This window comes from Colwellia aquaemaris, assembly GCF_057548755.1.
In genome coordinates this window covers 83,543-102,337 of record NZ_BAAJLV010000003.1, presented here as the reverse complement: position 1 = coordinate 102,337, position 18,795 = coordinate 83,543, and the positions used below count along the sequence as shown (strand labels likewise).

Annotated in this window: 11 protein-coding genes; 1 reads left to right on the top strand and 10 read right to left on the bottom strand. The window is 39.4% G+C overall.

From position 1 onward, the window contains the following. Nucleotides 1-79 precede the first annotated feature (79 nt). The 5 genes from AC27HL_RS09935 to AC27HL_RS09915 all read right to left on the bottom strand — a co-directional run bounded on the left by AC27HL_RS09935 (nucleotide 80) and on the right by AC27HL_RS09915 (nucleotide 5,093). Nucleotides 80-1,561 (bottom strand): sensor histidine kinase, encoded by a 1,482-nt coding sequence (locus AC27HL_RS09935; protein ID WP_487080830.1) that lies wholly within the window; start codon nucleotides 1,559-1,561, stop codon nucleotides 80-82. Continuing rightward, nucleotides 1,558-2,283 (bottom strand): response regulator, encoded by a 726-nt coding sequence (locus AC27HL_RS09930; protein ID WP_487080829.1) that lies wholly within the window; start codon nucleotides 2,281-2,283, stop codon nucleotides 1,558-1,560. The genes AC27HL_RS09935 and AC27HL_RS09930 overlap by 4 nt, the downstream gene beginning before the upstream one ends. Before the next feature lie 281 nt (nucleotides 2,284-2,564). Next, complete coding sequence (locus AC27HL_RS09925; protein WP_487080828.1) at nucleotides 2,565-3,407, bottom strand: spondin domain-containing protein; 843 nt, start codon at nucleotides 3,405-3,407, stop codon at nucleotides 2,565-2,567. A 17-nt stretch (nucleotides 3,408-3,424) separates the two neighbouring features. Beyond that, entirely contained in the window at nucleotides 3,425-4,255 is an 831-nt protein-coding gene (locus tag AC27HL_RS09920; protein WP_487080827.1) for a spondin domain-containing protein, read from the bottom strand. Between the two features lie 115 nt (nucleotides 4,256-4,370). Beyond that, nucleotides 4,371-5,093, bottom strand: a complete 723-nt coding sequence (locus AC27HL_RS09915; protein ID WP_487080826.1) for a hypothetical protein — start codon at nucleotides 5,091-5,093, stop codon at nucleotides 4,371-4,373. 200 nt (nucleotides 5,094-5,293) lie between these two features. On the opposite strand from AC27HL_RS09915, the gene AC27HL_RS09910 reads away from it, so the two are divergent. Beyond that, a complete protein-coding gene (locus AC27HL_RS09910; protein WP_487080825.1) occupies nucleotides 5,294-5,665 on the top strand; it encodes a hypothetical protein in 372 nt (123 codons plus the stop codon). Between the two features lie 29 nt (nucleotides 5,666-5,694). On the opposite strand, the gene AC27HL_RS09905 is transcribed toward AC27HL_RS09910, so the two are convergent. From AC27HL_RS09905 to ligA, 5 genes are all read right to left on the bottom strand, one after another. Then, on the bottom strand, nucleotides 5,695-6,018 hold the full coding sequence (locus tag AC27HL_RS09905) for a DUF3392 domain-containing protein (RefSeq protein ID WP_487080824.1): 324 nt from the start codon (nucleotides 6,016-6,018) through the stop codon (nucleotides 5,695-5,697). A 203-nt stretch (nucleotides 6,019-6,221) separates the two neighbouring features. Further along, nucleotides 6,222-10,328, bottom strand: a complete 4,107-nt coding sequence (locus AC27HL_RS09900) for a S8 family serine peptidase (RefSeq protein ID WP_487080823.1) — start codon at nucleotides 10,326-10,328, stop codon at nucleotides 6,222-6,224. Between the two features lie 41 nt (nucleotides 10,329-10,369). Beyond that, on the bottom strand, nucleotides 10,370-14,107 hold the full coding sequence (locus AC27HL_RS09895) for a S8 family serine peptidase (RefSeq protein WP_487080822.1): 3,738 nt from the start codon (nucleotides 14,105-14,107) through the stop codon (nucleotides 10,370-10,372). Nucleotides 14,108-14,452: 345 nt separating this feature from the next. Further along, nucleotides 14,453-16,564 (bottom strand): winged helix-turn-helix domain-containing protein, encoded by a 2,112-nt coding sequence (locus AC27HL_RS09890; RefSeq protein ID WP_487080821.1) that lies wholly within the window; start codon nucleotides 16,562-16,564, stop codon nucleotides 14,453-14,455. Between the two features lie 93 nt (nucleotides 16,565-16,657). Continuing rightward, entirely contained in the window at nucleotides 16,658-18,709 is a 2,052-nt protein-coding gene (gene ligA / locus AC27HL_RS09885; RefSeq protein WP_487081213.1) for an NAD-dependent DNA ligase LigA, read from the bottom strand. Nucleotides 18,710-18,795 lie beyond the last annotated feature (86 nt).

Genomic DNA, 18,795 nt, shown 5'->3' with positions numbered 1-18,795 from the left:
TGTTAGTTTATTTTAGGTAATGGCAAAATAAATATCTATTATTTCTTTTATCTGTGAATCAGCTATCTACTTAAAAGCGTTAGTGATTTACGCGTCTTAAGTTAAATGAAAATGATGTACCTATACCTAATGTACTTTGCACTTTAATATCAGTTTTAAGTAACTCTAGAAGTTTTTTAGTAATGGCTAATCCAAGACCTGTATGCTTATTCTTATCCTGTATGGCATTACTGGCACGGTAACGAGTATCAAAAATATACGATAATTCCTCAGCCTTTATGCCTGTGCCATTGTCGGTAATAGTTAACTGGCACTGATTCTCGTCTAGCTCTTTAATAACAAAAATAATTTTACCGTTTTTACTAGTATGACGAATAGCATTCTCCAACAGGTTGCTAATTACCCGCTCAAGCTTTGCAATATCACTATGCACTTGGGTATAAGAGCTGCTCGGTTTAATTGAAATATCAATATTTTTAGCACTCGCCTCTAACGTAAACTTCGCAATGACGTCATAGAGTAATTCCGCTAAATTAAAGCTTTCAAAGTTAAGTGAAACCTGCCCTCCTTCAAGGTGCGCTAATTCAAAAATTTGGTCAATAAGTAGTTTAAGCTGCAAGGTATTTTTTAATACGGTATTAGTATATTTTTCTCTATCTTGCAGGCTCAATGCCTCGCCTTTATGTGCCATCATTTCAATATAGCCTTGCAAAGACGATAAAGGGGTTCTTAAGTCGTGAGAAATATCGGCAAGTAATTCCCGCCGTTGCACATCACTTTGCTGTAATAAACTTAACTGAGCGTTGATTTGATTGACCATTTCTTCAAATGCCACCCCCAGTTGATGCACTTCATTACTACTATTGGCCATCCATGGCGTTAAACTGACTTTTGCTTTATTAAAGCCAACATCTTTAAGTTGTTGTATGTCTTTATTTAAGCGACGCAATGGCCGAGTAAAGTAATAAAATATGCCTAACATAACAATAAAGAGAAACAGTAAAGTGCCAGCAAGCATCACCATAGAAAGCTCAGCTTGGTTATCTGAATCAATTTTACTGTATGCTGACTCATATCGTTCCCCTGCTACAATAACGTACAAATAACCTCTTAATTCGCTGCCATTGAAAACAGGCGCCGCTGAAAATATTTTTTGTCGATGCTGATGTTGTGGATCATCACCATAAATAGGCAAACTGATTTGGTTTTGCGTGAGTTGAATTAACGGCGTTATATCAATTCGGTCACGCTTTATTAAAGAGGGTGCTATTGAATGCGTTAAAATGACGCCGCTTGGATCGACGAAATAAAACTCAAATGCTGGTCCTAGCACCATTAGAGTATGAAATAGGTTTTTCAACGCTTGGTGATCATATGCCCCCTCTTGGAGCAGTGGATTGTCTCGAGCAAGACTGGCAGCAAGTGAAAGATGTAAATGCTGTGTTGATTCATATCGTGTCGTTTGCTCTAAGTGTTCAGCCCAAATGAAAAACACACTAATAATAACAATAAATACCACTAACAATGATAAAGATAGCCTGTGGTATAGGGATAGTTTCACGCCGCAACGCCCTGGCGACATAGCTTATAACCTACACCCCAAACAGTTTGCACTATTTCAGGCTTGGTGGCATTGCGCTCAACTTTATTTCTTAAACGATTGATGTGTGAATTCACCGTATGCTCATAACCACTGTGATGGTAACCCCATACAGAGCTTAATAACTGCTCACGAGAAAATACTTGATCGGGGTGTGACGCTAAATAAAATAGTAAGTCAAATTCAGTAGAAGTAAGATCGACATTCTTGCCATTAAGGGTGGCTCGATGAGAAATATTATCAATTTGCAACGCGCCAAGAGTTAAATATTGCTCAGGTAGTTTTTTTTCTAATTGTTGTTGGCTCAATCTTGATAAAAGATGTACCCGACGCAATTGACCGCGCACTCTTGCTTGTAATTCTCGCACACTGAACGGCTTTGTCATATAGTCGTCAGCGCCGAGCTCTAAGCCCAGTACGCGATCTATTTCACTATTTCTTGACGTTACCATTAAAATCACCTGTTCGGGTTTCTGCTCTCGTAACTGCCGACAAACATCTAAGCCCGACATACCAGGTAACATGACATCTAGCATGACTAGGTCGTAGTTCTGTTTGGCGAATTTATCTAAGGCAACTTCCCCTGATAAACAATGTTCAACTGTTAAGCCAATTTCTTGTAAGCTTAAAGTGACTAAATCAGCAATATCTTGATCATCTTCAACAACCAATATGTTATCCATGCTCTGCTCCGTCGTTATTATCTTTTTAGTTATAAAAACGTCGGCACAAAAATGTATTAATTACCAATAATTTATGTACTTGGTTATCAACTAATACCTTAAGTTAAAAGTTATTACGTTTGAATATTTTTCTGTGCCTGCATCATAAGAACTTGTTTACACAGAAATACTTTCGAAACATTACTAAAGTTATTTGCAACCAACTTAGAATATTAGTTGTTAGCAATGAATATTAAATTTTCAGCGCCGACAACATTAATAACTTGTCGGCGCTACTTTAGCTAACGCGTACGTGTTACGACGATACGTGCTGTCGGGTTATCCCAACGATCAGCTTCCGTTAATACTGACGTACTTAAACCTTCTTTACTTGCATCTGTTGCATTGGCATTAGTGACAACGCCAGGATGAAAATGAACACGGTCAAAAAGGTCATCGCGCGCTGCATCAAAACCGGCACTTGCACCGCCGCCACCTGCCGCGCCTGCTGCTGGACCTGGCATAGTACTAGCCGTTTCGGTATTGGCTTCAGTGCCTGAATCCCAAGTTGGCGCCATAAAGCTTACTGACTGACCTACCGTCATATTGCTGATATCAGCCGCATTGAGTCCGGTAAAGGCATCGTTGGTATCAACCAACATGGTGGTAAACGTCAGTCTTAAATCATCAACATCAAGTAAAGGTACTAGTAATGTCGATGTTGCACCGATTGAACGTGGCGGTGTTGCACTATTAGTCGCAATAGCGTCAAGATACTGTGTTGCAGCCAATGCTTCAGCGATTAATTCTGCCGGGTTACCACCTTCGGCTAACTGTTCTAAACCGAGGCTGGCTGCTTCACCATCAATAAATGCATTATATCCTGGCTCATGCAAAATGATCGCAGCAGGAGAAAATGGTTGGCTATAGGTTAAATTTGTTAATTGCACCGTATAAACCGCAAGGTTGCCATTAACACCATTGGTGCCATCAGTTCCATTTGTGCCGTCGGTACCATTAGTACCATCTACACCGGGCGCCCCATCAGCACCGTCAACGCCATTGCGGCCATCATCACCACCACAACCGGTTGCTAATACTGCTATAAGTGGTAGCAACGCTAAACTTATTTTGTTAATTTTCATGATCTATTCTCCCTCAATTAAGGTGCTGGGATAGTAATAGTTACTCGAGCTACAGGGTTCAACCAGCGATGTTGAGTAGATTGCAGATCACTTGCACCGTCTGTAAGGCTAGTATCACCTAAAACATTGCGGTGAATATGTACTGGGCCGTCGGTACCGTCAACAACTTCATTCGCACCAATGGCAGTACCGTCTTGTGCAAAACCAACTTTTACTGCCACACCCGTACCGCCAACACCTAATGGCACAGGAGAAGCGCCAACACCGGCAACACCAGGAGCGCCATAACCACCCAGTGGTGTACCACCTTGTTCAACAATATCAGTACGGGTACTGTTTAATTCATCATTCAACTCAGTTCCGGCATCATAGGCATGTAACATGTACGTATAAGTGCCTGGCTCTGTCGGAATTTTAATACTGTCTAAACCAACAAAAGCGTCATTGGTTGGAATTAGCATTGATAAAATAGAAAGGTAAGGTTTATCCATAGTGTCAAACGGATAACTTACCGACATTGACGGCGGTACTAAACCACCAAATCGATGCCAAGTGTTTGAAGTGTTATCGGTATCTGTAGGCCCTAAAAGCGCTTCAAAGTTTTGTCCAGATGACGCAGGCTCTTGAGCATCGTCAATGACACCGGCTTCGGCAAGCCATGCTAGCGCTGAGGAGGCATCAACACCCGGTTCAAAGGCGTCAACTGTGTTGTCATGTGCGATAACTAAGCGCGGTGTAAAATGTTGTGCGTGAGTTAAATTAGTAATTTCAATATCAATGGTTTGTGCCATTAATGCTGAACTTGAACAAGCTAATGCAATAGCAGATGCTGCTTTAAAAAGTTTCATAAGTTTCCCTTGGTGACTAAATGATTTCGCATTCAGTATGCAAAGCAAACATTGCTAAACTTTCACAGAGTTATCACAATTTCATCACAAGAGTTTAAATTAAAAGTAATGAAATTTATTTGTTAATTAGCGTGTCTCGGCCTTTACTAACGCCATAGACATCGTCAGAATAAAAGCCTAGCGTTACATGGAAGTCTTTGTTATTTAATAATAATTTTTGACGAATAAATTGCCCATCTGGCGACGATGCGACAACAAAATAACTTTCTTTATCGCCTTTAGCCACCTTACCTATACCGTGTAACGTTACTCGAAATTTTTGTGATAAATTAAATTTTTCTTTATTTATCGTTTGATATTCATACGGATTAACTAAGGTAACATGAAAAGATTGGTGATCTCTCGCAGCTTGATGTTGACGATAAATAGCATACTTTTCTTTTCCAAGTGTAGTTTCAAGCTGTTTTAAATAACGACTAAGTTCTACTTCCGGTACCTTACCGCCTAAATAAACCAAGCCACTGTTATCTTGCAGTTCACTAATTTCAAGGGTTAAGGTTTTTTCAACCAAAGCGCTTTCTTGTTGCAACTCAGCTGAAGACTGCGCCATAGCACGGGCGAGAGGGCTCGCTTTTTTATTATCAGTGGTTGAATTTAGCCGCGAGGTCACATGAGCAGTTTGTGCTTGAGCATGCCCTTCCATCACCGCGAGTTTTTCATTTTTCTCAAGTAGGTATTCTGCAAGTGTTGTTGCAGTTGCCATATTAATATCTGATACGGTCAGTAAAGCAATTAAAATGGAAGAACGAGCAAGGCTCTTAAATAAATTTAGACTCATATTGCTCTCAATATTTTGTGTTTTGTACATTGGTTTGTGAATTATCCCTAAAGCTATTACAGCAGCTTTTATAATGAAATTATAGCGCTTTACCAGCTAATTAAATTTAACCTTTATTGACAATTACTATTTTCGACTCGAACAATTAGACGATATACTAATGAAATAATTCAGTAAAATTTTATGAACATAATTATAAAATGAAACCACCCATTACCCCAGAGCTTTTTAATTATATCGCGATATCGATATCACGCTTTAAATGGCATCTACTTGCGTGGAGTGTGTTCTTATTTTGCTTATTTGTATTACTTCAAACACAAATTCAATTTAACACACCAAACTTTTTAGTGTGGTTAGCAATATTTATCTTATTTACTGCTATAGAAAGTTTAGTGATTGCAGCCTTTATTTTTTTCTTTCAAATACTACCTTCAACGAAAGAAAACAATATTCATTGGCAAAAGTTTTACCGCGTAATTGAGTGGTGTGAAGCTATTTTATTCTGTCTTTTACTGCCATTACCGGCACTATTGTTTATATATGCCTTCATACGTTTATCAGCAATATAAATAACCTGCCTTGTAATTTTTATTGTCCTTTAGATATGTCGATGCTTTTGTGCATATGCTCCTAGTAGCAAAAATATGCCGACAATCAGCGGTAAAATATAAATATTTGGTACTTGCGATAATTGTTGCGAAAGTAACTTTGTTAGCCAAACAGTAAGTAAACCATAGCCAAACGCACAAACGACCACAAAGGTTAAACTACGCACAATAAAATGTCGTTTGCGAACTAAGCTTCGAACCATTTTATTAATATCACCACCAAATAAAACCAATACCGTTGCGACAATTGCCATCGCCACTTGATATTGGTAACCACGAAACCACTGACCAATGTCAATTAATAGTTCACTCATAACTTGTTGTTTTACTCCTCTACTGACACTAAGCAAATATTATCACGTAGTACTTTGAGTTCTGTAGCAATTTCGAGAAAAACTAAATTCACAATCATTTGTAATAAAACACTTTCATAAATACTGAAAATAAAAAGCCAGTCGTAAAACGACTGGCTTTATAATCGTGCTTTGGTGTAATGCTAATTTATAGCATTATTAGTTTACTTTTTATTGCGACCAAAAAAACGTACACCAGCTAATAATGTTAACAACCAAGCAAAGGTACCACCACTACTCTTATTTTCAACATTAACAGAAACCTCAGCTGGTAAACTTGACTTAGTACCGTTTGAGCCAACTAACTCAAAGCGTATAGTTTCGTCAGACTTAACCGAAGGCGCTTCAAAAGTAATTGATGAACCATTACCAGTGAAACTTGCCGTAGGACCAGACACTTGTGTCCATTGGTAGCTTAATTCAGGGCTATCAATAACCGCATCAACGACTGTCGCCGTCAACGTAATTGACTCACCTTCTTTAACAGAGCTACTAGACGCAGATGCTGAAAACACAGGACGACCTTCAACAAATACTGGTTGTTGTGGCGCCGATGTTTCACTTTCTGTGCTGGTGTTAACTGAACTTTCAATAACAGGTGTAGTATCTTGCATACCTGAAACATTCGCAGTATCAATAACTAAGCTAAATGTTTGCTTAGCTGCACCATCGGTCTGTACATGAACCCAAGATAAAACATTGCCATCTAAAGTGTAGTCAACATCAGTGGTACTCATACGCATCGAAGATACATTGGTACTTGCTTCACCAATTAATGTATCAACAGTGACACCGTCTGCTAGCTCCATACTAAAGTTGTAGCTACGATCTTCACCCGTGTGGTTTCCTGATACGTCGATAGCAACTGTCATTTTATCACCTGCAATTGTAGGCTCTAAAATTTTCACATCATCTTCACCGCGACGTACATTAACGCGCACTGAACCAATATTCTTATCTAGTTCAGCAGATGTACCTAACCAGAATACGCCATGATAAATATCGCCTTCCATCATAGTTTCATTCCAAACAACTCGTGTTTCGACATCCTGTAAAGGCTCAACAGATGATGGCGCTTCTATTGCCATGTTATCTGAATCTACTTGTACATTGGTAATCGCTAGCTTGACACTATCCATGATTGGTAAGTCATCTGAACTTACACATTCCATACCTTCTTCAGGCTCTTGCCCTTCTTCACAAGCCATTTGATTATCTTGTAACGGTGCAGGCCCTTCTGCCCAGTTGTGTACTAATACCCAGTAAGTATCATTACGTGGACTCACCTCATCAATGCGCTCTAAAGCAATTTCTGTAGCACTGCGATAAACAAACAATTCCATTTCATTGTGTGCAAGCTTGCCATCGAGGTTAGAGTCGATGCCGACAAATACATCAAGATCAGGTGAAGTTGTTTCAAGTACTTCAATAACTAAACGCTTAGAATCTGCTTGAATATTTAATGGAATAACTTTAATCGTTTGATTGTCAGGAATATCATAATGGAAGATGGTGTCATTAGTTGCATCTCGCATTAATTCAAAGTCATACACGTCAGCTTTAGCTAAACCAGATTTTGTCACTTGTAAGTCATCGCTACCAATTGTCATAACACCTGATACTGGCGCAGAGTCAATTGAGCGTTTAGCAATAATATCTGCTTGCTCTGGTACGATACCGGCAATAAAGTTCACCGTTACAGGCAGTGTTTGCACTGGTGTTGAGCTATCAGATGGCGTAAGTATAACGCGACCATTAACCCACTTATCAGCTAAACCTTGCATAGCTTCAGCGGTAAAAGTTACATCAACTTCTTCACCTTCAGTTACGGTGAAAGTTTCGTTATCCGACACCATGGTGAAGCCGTTATTGTAATATTCAAAGCTCACGGTCCAAGAGCCCGCTTTAGTTGCCCTAAATGTACGCGTCCAATCACATGAAACTAAACAGTTCTCTTTTGACAAACTTGGTAAGTTCATTTGATGTGGTTGCCCGTGCCAATCAGCAATATCATCACTAATGCCTTGCTCTTTAGCATGCGGGTTGGCAGCTTCATAGCCAGCACGAGTTTCATTCATTACTAAGCCAGCATTAATCGCTAAATTAACGCGCGCACTACCAGAACCCGTTCTATGCATATCAGCGCGATTTAATTCGCCGTCGGCATTATCGTCTTCTTTAACATCAGTGAACGCAGTCATCATTAGTGCCGACTGTGCTTCAGCAGGTGTCCATGTTGGTTGTGCCGCTTTCATTAATACATACATGCCGGCAATGTGTGGAGACGCCATTGATGTACCGCTCATAAAGCGGAAGTCACCGTTAATTTTCTCCCAAACAGCAGCAGCGGAGCTGTGCATATAACTTCCGATACCCGCAGCAAGAATTTCAACCCCCGGTGCACCAACATCAGGAAGCAGATAATCACCGGTAAAGTAATCAGGGCCACGTGATGTAAAGCTCGCTGTCACGTCGGCTTTATCATCATTAAGTTCCATCTCAGATGCAGTAAAACTTACTTGATGGCCTTCACCTTCGTCTAACCAAGCTAATAATTTTTCGCCATCAGCTTTATTTAAATGTACGGTAGGCAATACATGCAAATCATTCACAACATTATCAAATTCATCTTCTGAGTTGATAAGGATTAAACCCGCAGCACCCGCTTGTAATGCTGTAGTGCCTTTTGATAAACGTGATAATGGGTTTCCGTTTGAGTCTAAACCACCACGATGACAAACAACAACTTTGCCGGCAACTGACTCAGGTGACCATGAACCTGGCAAAGACCAGTCACTACAATAGGCAACGCCTCCAGATTCTTCAGCTTTACCTTGATCCTCAACATCACGAGCATAAACAACATCCGCTGGTGTTAAAACACCTGACGTTGCACCTTTACCAATTAACTCACCTAATTCAGAGTTACCGCCACTGAAAGTTGCAACTTTTTCTTCAGTGAAATCTCGAGAGTGAGTCAAGGCTGCAACAGTAGTAACCCATGGAGAGTTACCTGGTGAACCAATGGTTTTTTCACCTTGCGCGCCAGAGTTACCGGCAGCAACTGCGGTATGAATGCCCGCTTCACGCGCCGATAAAAATGCTAACGCGTCAGACGAGAACCATGGTGAGCTTGCTGTACCACCCACGGAATAATTAATAACATCTATATTGTTAGCGATAGCATGTTCAATGGCTTCAATTGCCGCCGTAGGTGAACAACCTGAAACAGAACATGTTTTATACGACACAATATTAGCATGAGGGGCAATACCGCTCATAGATACCGTCATTTCTGAATTATAATACTTATGTTGCCATTCATTTTCATCACTTGGGTGAACCGTTGGATATTGAACATTATCCACTCGGTTACCAGCAATAGTCGATGCAACATGAGTACCATGACCATGATCATCTTGCCCGGTACCAACACGCATATCCCATTGAACTTGGGTTGTTAATCCTTCAAATGACAGAACACCAATAAGCTTGTCGTTACACCATTGTGGCGTGTCAACACAATCACCAAAATAAACCCCTTCACCATTCGGGTTTGTGTGGTCATAACCATCAGCACCAACATCAGCAAATGAAGGGTGGAACGCCTTACCATCGAAATTTGATGGGTTATATACTTGTGAAGTAAATGACGAGATACCTGTATCAAGTACACCAACAACTAAACCTTCACCCTTTGAACCTTCAATATCAGCGTTATCCCAAATAGCAGGTGCGCCAACATGCTGAGGGCCAACATCAGTCAATAACTGATGCATTTCTTCTTTTTCAACGGCCAACACACCTGGCATTTTACGCAGCGCTAAAACTTCATTCGGTTCTAGGTCAACCACTAAGCTATTAATAGCAACTTTAAATTGCTTCTTAATTTCAACTTGACGCTTTAATAGCTTATTCATACCTGCAATAGTGTCATTTTGGCGCTTAGCAAGGTAGTTACTGTACGTAATAGATGCAGAACTATTGATGTCTAACTTACCATCACTTAATGAATTTATACCGTGTGAAGCAGCCACATTTGTTGCTTTTAGGCCTTTGATACCACCTTGATATAAAGCTACTGGCTCATCTTCTAGTAATACGATATAACGCTTAGCAAAAGTCTGCTTAGCAGCCTTTGCTAAACTATTTTTTTGAAACTGATTCAATTCAACTTTTGGAATATCATCAACCGATATTGTTGCACCAGCAGCAAGAGTTAATAAACTCATCGGTAGCGCTAAAGCTATTTTATTTAGTTTAAAATTCACAATATATTTCCTCTTTGAGAGGCTATGCCTCTCAATTTAAATTACTTACGGGCGCGACGGTTAAATAGTGCAAGACTAGCGAGTAGTATAAATAACGAGCTAGTGCTACCACCACTGCTTGTTGACTCATCAACTACAGGTGCAGGCTCTGTTGTAGCCTGTGTTGCTGCCACAGAGAAGTTGACATTCGCTGATGTTGTATTGACACCATCGGTTGCTAAAATATTTGCTTGATAGTCGCCAGCAGTGTTGATTGACCCTGTAATCGTTCCTGCTTTTGAAATGGCAACACCAGAAGGTAAGTTGTCAGAGCTAAATGTTATTCCGTCACCTTCTACGTCAACAAACGCACTGGCAATAGACGTTTCAATGGCTTGACCTGCTTTTGTTGAAATTTTAGCTAACTGCTGTGTCGCCTCGGGAGCCACATCATTGCGGTTATTAATATGAATTGTAACGTCAACCAATTGGCTATCATGGTTCACATAATCTACATGCACTTTTAAGGTATAAGACTTGGTTACTTCGTAATCTAGCGCTGCGCTATTAGCCACTTTAATGATTCCGTCAGTACCCACACTAAATGGCGTACCAGGTATGGCATTGACTAGATAAATATCGCCAATGTATTCATCACCAATGAATAATAGTTCACTTTCGTCTTCAAGTGTGCCTATAACCGTGCCATTTTCAGCACCTTCGTAAACGCTAAATGCTTGCTCTTTTTTGATACCAAAGCTATCGGCAAATTGAACGCTTGAAAATAACTTATTGTCAGAGCCAAGTTCAAAAATCATAATGCCTGGCGGGCAATGTTCAGAAAGTCTAATAGAACCACCGATACCACCTAACTGATTATCACACTCATACGTTGTCGATAGGGCAAGTCTTGCTGTTTCACTCGGAGCTAATGCAACTTGGTTACTCCACATTGAAGCTTCACCTTCTACTGACAATTGACTTAACGCAGCATTATTCGCAACAAAGGTATTTTTAACTTCGATACAGTAATCATCTGGAAGTGGGTTCCCCATCCAATCGGTATCATTTGGATCACAAGGTCTAAATTGAAATGGTGGATAGTCTGGGCTACCAGTATGGTCAATAATCTCTGTAAAAGAGTGACCCATAATCACCGGATTAAAACGAAGCACTTGTTCATCTGGGCCAGCTTTTGCATCGCGATCTGTTGCAAATTGCCAACCTAGTTGACCGTCCCACGCATCAATTGATTGAATATCGTCATGGTATAATTCATCGATACAAGCGTTGGCGACTACAGTATCATTACCGATACTAACGTCTGTTTCTAAGCTTGAGGTAACAAAACGCTTACGTGGATTCCACCACTCATATTCCTGATCGAAATCAACAAACTCTACTTGCGGCTTACCATTTTCATCCATAAGCACTTCGATATAAGCTAACGTTGTATTGTCATCACGCATTTCATCTGATGCAATTGCTCTAGCATCACCATTTTTGCTGTCAGTATACTCTTCGGTATAAACACTGAAAAATGTTAATAAGTGGCCCGCTTTATCAAAATGTTCCGCCATCGGCAGGTCCCAATTGTCGAACATTTGTACCGCAACGGATAATTTCTGGCCAGACTCACACCTTGCATCAGGATTGATGTTCGCGCCAATATTCTTGATCATATGACCTTGGCCACCTTCTTTTACCGAATCGATAAAGTCAACCGCATGCATACGAGGAATACTATACAGTGCTTTATCAACATTACTGTCGTTAGTAAAATCCATCGCATAAGTTAGCGCAAATGATCTTTCCTCCATTACGCGTTGATCCCACTCCGTAAAAGGTGTTGGATAACCAGAAAGATAATTACTTCGTGTTAACGGTTTTGCGTTCTTAGGAAATACCTGCCATGGCATTTTTAATTGTGCTGAATTTTCGTCAGCATTATCAAAGACTAAATACCCGTTAACATTTTCTTTCGTGTAATTTTCAATGGTAAAGTCATTAGTAGCTAATATCTGTGAAGCGGCGACTTTTGAGCCATCTACCATCATAGTAATATTAAACGTTAATGAATGGTTAGCCGGTACATTAATAGTTTCAGGCACAATAAAGCTTATCGCTGCATTGTTTGCTTTTTCTCCATTGGTCATCGTACTTAATGAATATGTTTGCACTTCATCCGTTAAGTTTCTAATGGTAATATCACGCGTAACTGAGGCAGAACTTGACGCTTCAACAAAGCCAAAAGCTAAACCTGGGTGATAGTTTTCAGAGTCCCAAACAACTGCATCAGCCGTTGTTGCAATTTCACCATTGACTAAGCCTGTGCCCATAAATGACACTTCAGCAACATTAGTAATTTCACGTTCAGCCTCTTCGTTATAGGTTGTAGCACCTTTTATGCCGTCAGCAATCGCCGTATTAGCAACAAGTGCTTTTGCTTCAAGAGGACTTAATTGTGGGTAATTGGCTAAAATTTTCGCAACAGTACCCGCCGCATACGCTGCTGCATAAGTAGAGTGTGAAGCATAAGGCATTTCTTCATCACCTGAACCAACAACAGGGCCAATAACATTTTCTGCTGGTGCAACAACTTCAGGTTTTAGCTGATGCGTTCCACGCGTTGGGCCTGCTGGGGTAAACTCAGATAAGGTAATATTATCACCTTCCATTTTTACTGAGCCAACGGTTAAGGCTTCCGGTGCCGCGCCACGCCATGCTAAATTAAAGTAATAATTAAAATTAGTTTGACCTGCCCCCATGACTACTAAAGAGCCTGATGCACTTAAACGTCGAATTAAGCCTATTTCACGTGTTGCAGCAGATCCTTGGGTATCATCCTCAACATAAAAGCCAGCGTTACCATAAGAGTTTAAAACAATTACGTCAGGTCGATCACTGATATCACCATCTTGGTTAGGATCAACAATAACATCGAGCACTTGAATAAAGTACGCACTCGCCCAATCATAGGTTTTATAAGATAGAATTTTTGCATCCGGCGCTTGTTTAAGAATCTCAGAAGCGATGGTTGTACCAGACGGAACATTACCTGATGCTACATTGGCATCATTAGCATTTTCAATTGGGTTATAATCAAGACTATGGTAACCCTCTTCACTCGCAGAAAAATCTAAACCGCCAATAACCGTATTGGTTGGAAAACCATCCCAAGCATTACTCCTGTTGGCCCATGCTTGTGCGTAAGCTTCTGGTGTGCCAGCGCCATCTAGCGCTGCGTGCGTATAATCGATTCCGTTTCCCACAATGGCAACTGTTACGCTATCACCTGGATCTTTTACTTTTAAAAATGGTAAGCCTTTAAATTCATCATCAGTGTTAAAGCTCGCATTTTCACTAAGTAACTCAACTTTGAGAATGTTAGTGTCGTCTTTTAACTGTTCTGCCGCTTCATGCGACATTTGCACTGAAATTTCGTTACCTGTCAGCCTTACCTTGCCAATTAAAATACTTGCACTATCAAGACTACGGATTTTTTTTAGCACGCTATTTTGCTGCTTCTCAATTGCAGTAACAACGGTGCTTCGATTGTCTCCCAAATGTGCATAACTAGCATCTAATGCGCTTTTTTGGCTTAAGCTCAATAAATAAACACCCGAATCTTCAACAATCTGCCTAAAAGCAGTTCGCGTATCTGAAGCGCTTGCTGACAAAGAACTAGCTAAGCCATTTGCACTGGGGTTTTCGCTGGAAAAATTGCTTTCGCTTGCATTTACAGAAAATGCTAAAGCTGATGAAACAACTAACACAACGGTTGATGATTTGAAAATCATATATAACCTCTTGTTTTCATTTTACGTACTAGAATTTCAACTAATCACATTTGTTAATATTTTTTATTGTGAATAGTTGACCGTAGGCTATTAGTAAAGAAGAAAGTAAATTTAAACAATGTAACGGCAATCAAATTGAACTCAATTAAACATCAATTAAACATCAATTCTCAATAAAAACAAAAAGATACAACAACACCATCAGGTTACAGATTAATACAATTTATAGATAAATATTTAAAAATAACGAATATTGACGCAAGAAAGGTCGACCTATTTACTTAGTTTCAATAACTTCAAACAAAGTAAATAGGCAAAAAAAGTGTTGTTACGAGGAGGAATAAATTACTTTGGTGATACTATTTTATTAACGGCAAGTGTGTAAATATCTGCATCATTCAAACTCACCAATGAAATTAAAAAGCTATCATCATTGGCAGCACTAATACCAAAATATTTTTTAATGCTATTGGCAGGAAAGCGAGTGACAATAATGTCAGAACCGTCTTTTACATATTTTTTCACTAAATCTTCACTATCAGTTCGTGTTAAATAAAAAAGACTGTCACCTTGCCAAAAAAAAGCGCCATAATCATTAACCGCTAACTCTGAGATAATTTTTTTATATTGCTTGGTTTGTGGGTTAAACTGCCATATACCCGCCTCTTCTTCTCGGCTCAAATAGTACATATGATCTTTACCATGAACTACTTTCCGAGCACTTTGAGGACTAATTAACGAAACTTCAGACGTCATTAAGTTATATTGATAAGCAGCAGATATACCGTTGTTAGCGGCAGTAAAAATAATATCATTTCCATCGAAAGACCACGCAGGATGCTGTGGTTCAATATCTCCTAAATCTAGTTCGGTTAACTCCCCTGTATCAATATCACCAAGAAATAACGAGAATTTTTTGCGGTTAGGAAGCTGAATATTAACAGCATATTTTTGCCCATTTGGTGACGCACTTGGCACTAAAGCAACTCCTTTACCTTTAGTTAAATTTTTCGATTGTTTTTGTGATTTAAGCCATATATCCCAATTATTGTCACGATTAGATAGAAAAATAATGTCGTCATTGTCACTACTGTAAGTACCATAGATATCCCGAGATGAGGATGACACTTTACGTATTTTTGTACCATCACTAAATTTTTGCTGAGTAATATGCTCTCGTGCTGAGTAGCGAGAGTAAAATAATCGCCCCTTGGCTTCGTTGTAGCTTAAGTTTGAAGGTGTTGATATTTTTCGAACAACCTGCCATTCGTTTGTATTCAAACTAAACTTATGGATTGCATAATGTGCATCGTCTAATAAATTTGTATAAATCTCATTATTGTTATGATCCCAGGCTAAACCTACGATTGAAATATCATAATCTAGTAAATCACGTTCAACCATTTCATCAGAAATGAACACTAATTTAGCTTTAACATACTGCTCACGAATCAGTGCTATTGATTTGGAATCTTGCCCCCAAATAGCCATCACATCACGCTCATCTTTATTTGGAAAACTTACTTGCGTGACCTTTTTACTATTTACATTAAAGCTATAAATGGCAACTTCTGAGCCATAAGCCTTTGGATAAAGTAGCTTCTCTCCATCCGGTGACCAACTTAAACTGTGTCTCATCGGGTTATAAACACAACCAGTATCTAACATAATGTCTAAGTTACTGACTAGGTTTCTGACCCGCACCTCACATTCTGAATTTGATATCTTGCGTATATAGCCAATAGACGCATCATCAGGAGACCAAGCAGGTGAACTTTCTTCATAATTACTTTGCGTAAGCATTCTTAAAGGTGCGCCTTCATTGGCAAGATCTTTAATATATAATTGCCCTTTTGACGACTCTTGAACCCAACGAAAAGCTAGATAATTACCATCATGAGAAATTGATGGGTGATCTTCCATCCCTTGATAATTGGTCTCTCTGTGAGAATTGAATTCTTGTTGCCTAGCAACTTTTTTACTGGAATAATTTGTAAACCAATAAAAAGTAACAATAAAAATTAAAACCAAAAGTAGTGCCAATGACAGCCACGTGCGTACGCTAAAAGCATTTTTTTGCGACTGTTCTTCAACAGCATTAACAATGGGAGCCGTAATAACAGGTTCTGGCGTTAAAACCAAAATATAACCGACTTTTCTTAAGGTTTTAAAAACCTCTTCTGGCTCAGCACCTAAATCGGAAAATGTTTTTCGTAAATGCCACATAGCGTTGGTAAAGCCTCTTTCACCAACCCCTTTATTGCCTTCCCAAATAATATCTATCGCAACACTGCGTTGAACCGATTGATTTTCCGATTGAATAAATAATTTCAGTAAATCGAATACTTTAACTGGTAATTTAATGGTGTCTCTATCGTTACTGACAGTTAGCTCATTACAATTAACTGTGTACGGACCAATTATGTATATACCAGCAGGTAATGAAACTTTAGACAAAATATTCTCTATTTAATTGTTACAGATAGTTACACCAAGATACTATATTTTCAACTGAGTATCTTGTACAAAGATGTACGATAAGCGTTACATTTAATCTTGATTAATAAGCGCGATCATCTCATCTTCGGTGAGTATTTTAATACCTAAATCTTGTGCTTTTGTCAGTTTAGAGCCCGCTTTTTCTCCAGCAACTAAATAATGCGTTTTTGCAGAAACGCTTCCTGAAACCTTAGCACCAAGTGCTTGTAGTGCCGCTTTAGCTTCATTTCTTCCCATTTGGCTAAGCGTACCCGTTAACACAAAAGTTTGATCTTTTAGTGGGAGTTCATCATCACTTTTTACTTCAATATCAGGCCATGACATGATCATTTCTAATTCATTCACTACATCAAGGTTATGACTTTGAGCAAAAAAGTTAACAATGTTTTTGGCAACAATAACCCCAACGTCAGGTACTTGTTGTAATTGTTCTTCATTGGCCGATTTTATAGCGTCAAATGCTAAAAAATGCAGTGCCAAGTTTGCTGCTGTAGTCTCACCAACTTCGCGAATACCTAATGAATATATAAACTTTGCTAGCGTGGTATTTTTTGCAATTTCAAGGCCTTTAATTAAATTATCAGCCGATTTTTTGCCCATACGTTCCATGGTACTGACATCAAGCTCAGTCAATTTAAATAGATCTGCGGGTGTTTTGATTAAACCTTCATCTACTAACTGCTCTACTAACTTATCTCCTAAACCGTCAACATCAATCGCCTTTCGAGAAGCAAAGTGCTTAATCGCCTCTTTGCGTTGAGCTTGACAATATAAACCACCAGTACACCTTAAAACTGCTTCACCTTCTGCTTTCATTACCGCAGATTCACAGACAGGGCACTTTTTCGGAAACTCTATGGTTTCACTATTATCTGAACGACGTTCAAGTACAACGCTAACAATTTGTGGGATCACATCGCCGGCACGGCGAATAATCACCGTATCGTTAATTTGTATACCTAAACGATTAATTTCGTCTTGATTATGTAACGTGGCATTACTTACGGTTACACCGCCAACAAACACCGGCTTTAAACGCGCAACGGGTGTAATTGCGCCCGTACGCCCTACCTGAAAATCAACTGCTTCAAGAATAGTTAATTCTTCTTGCGCCGGAAATTTATAAGCTGTTGCCCAGCGTGGTGCACGGGCAACAAAACCTAGTTGCTCTTGCAAGCCAATATCATCAACTTTAAATACTGTGCCGTCTATTTCATAACTAAGTGCTTCTCGCTGTTGTAAAATATCTTGGTAGAAAGCTTCAACGTGCTCAGCATTTTCCAGCAACTTAACTTCTGGACACATAGGTAAACCTAGTGCTTTTATTTGGCATAAACGTTGATAATGTGAATTTGCTAACCAAGTTTCATCAATACCTTGGTCATCATCAGTTTCATTTGCACCAACAAAACCTAAACCATAGGCATAGAAAGCAAGATTGCGTTTAGCTGTTATTTTTGAGTCAAGTTGACGTAAACTGCCAGCCGCCGCATTACGTGGGTTAGCAAAGCCTTTTTCGCCTTTTTTAATTGCTTGTTGGTTTAAATGCTCAAAACTCGCTTTTGGCATAAATACTTCACCACGCACTTCCAAAATATCAGGGTAGTTTTGCCCTTGTAAGCGCAGTGGTATCGATTTGATAGTACGAATGTTTTCTGTAATATTCTCACCAACACTGCCATCACCACGTGTTGCCGCCTGTACAAAAATCCCCTTTTCATAACGTAAACTTACCGCTAAACCATCAAGTTTTGGCTCCGCACAAATGGCGAATTCATTCTCAGACTTTAAACGGTCTTTTATACGCTTAACAAACGCTTGCCATTCATCTGCCGAGAAAACATTATCTAGCGATAACATTGGCAATTGGTGCGTTACCTGACTAAATGCCTTTAGTGCCTCACCACCAACCTTTTGGCTCGGAGAGTCTAGAGTTTTCAATTCTGGATGAGCAGTTTCCAATGTTACTAACTCTCGCATCAAGCGATCATATTCCGCATCAGGTACACTCGGTTCATCGAGAACATAATATTGATGATTGTATTGATGGATAAGCTGACAAATTTCAGCGATACGGTGTTTAGGAGCTTGCTCTGACATAATTAATTTACTTTAGATAATTGCTGTTAAAGTGGTGCGCGTGGTTAACATTGTGCTACTGAGCAAGTTTAATGTGCTTGCTCAGTAAA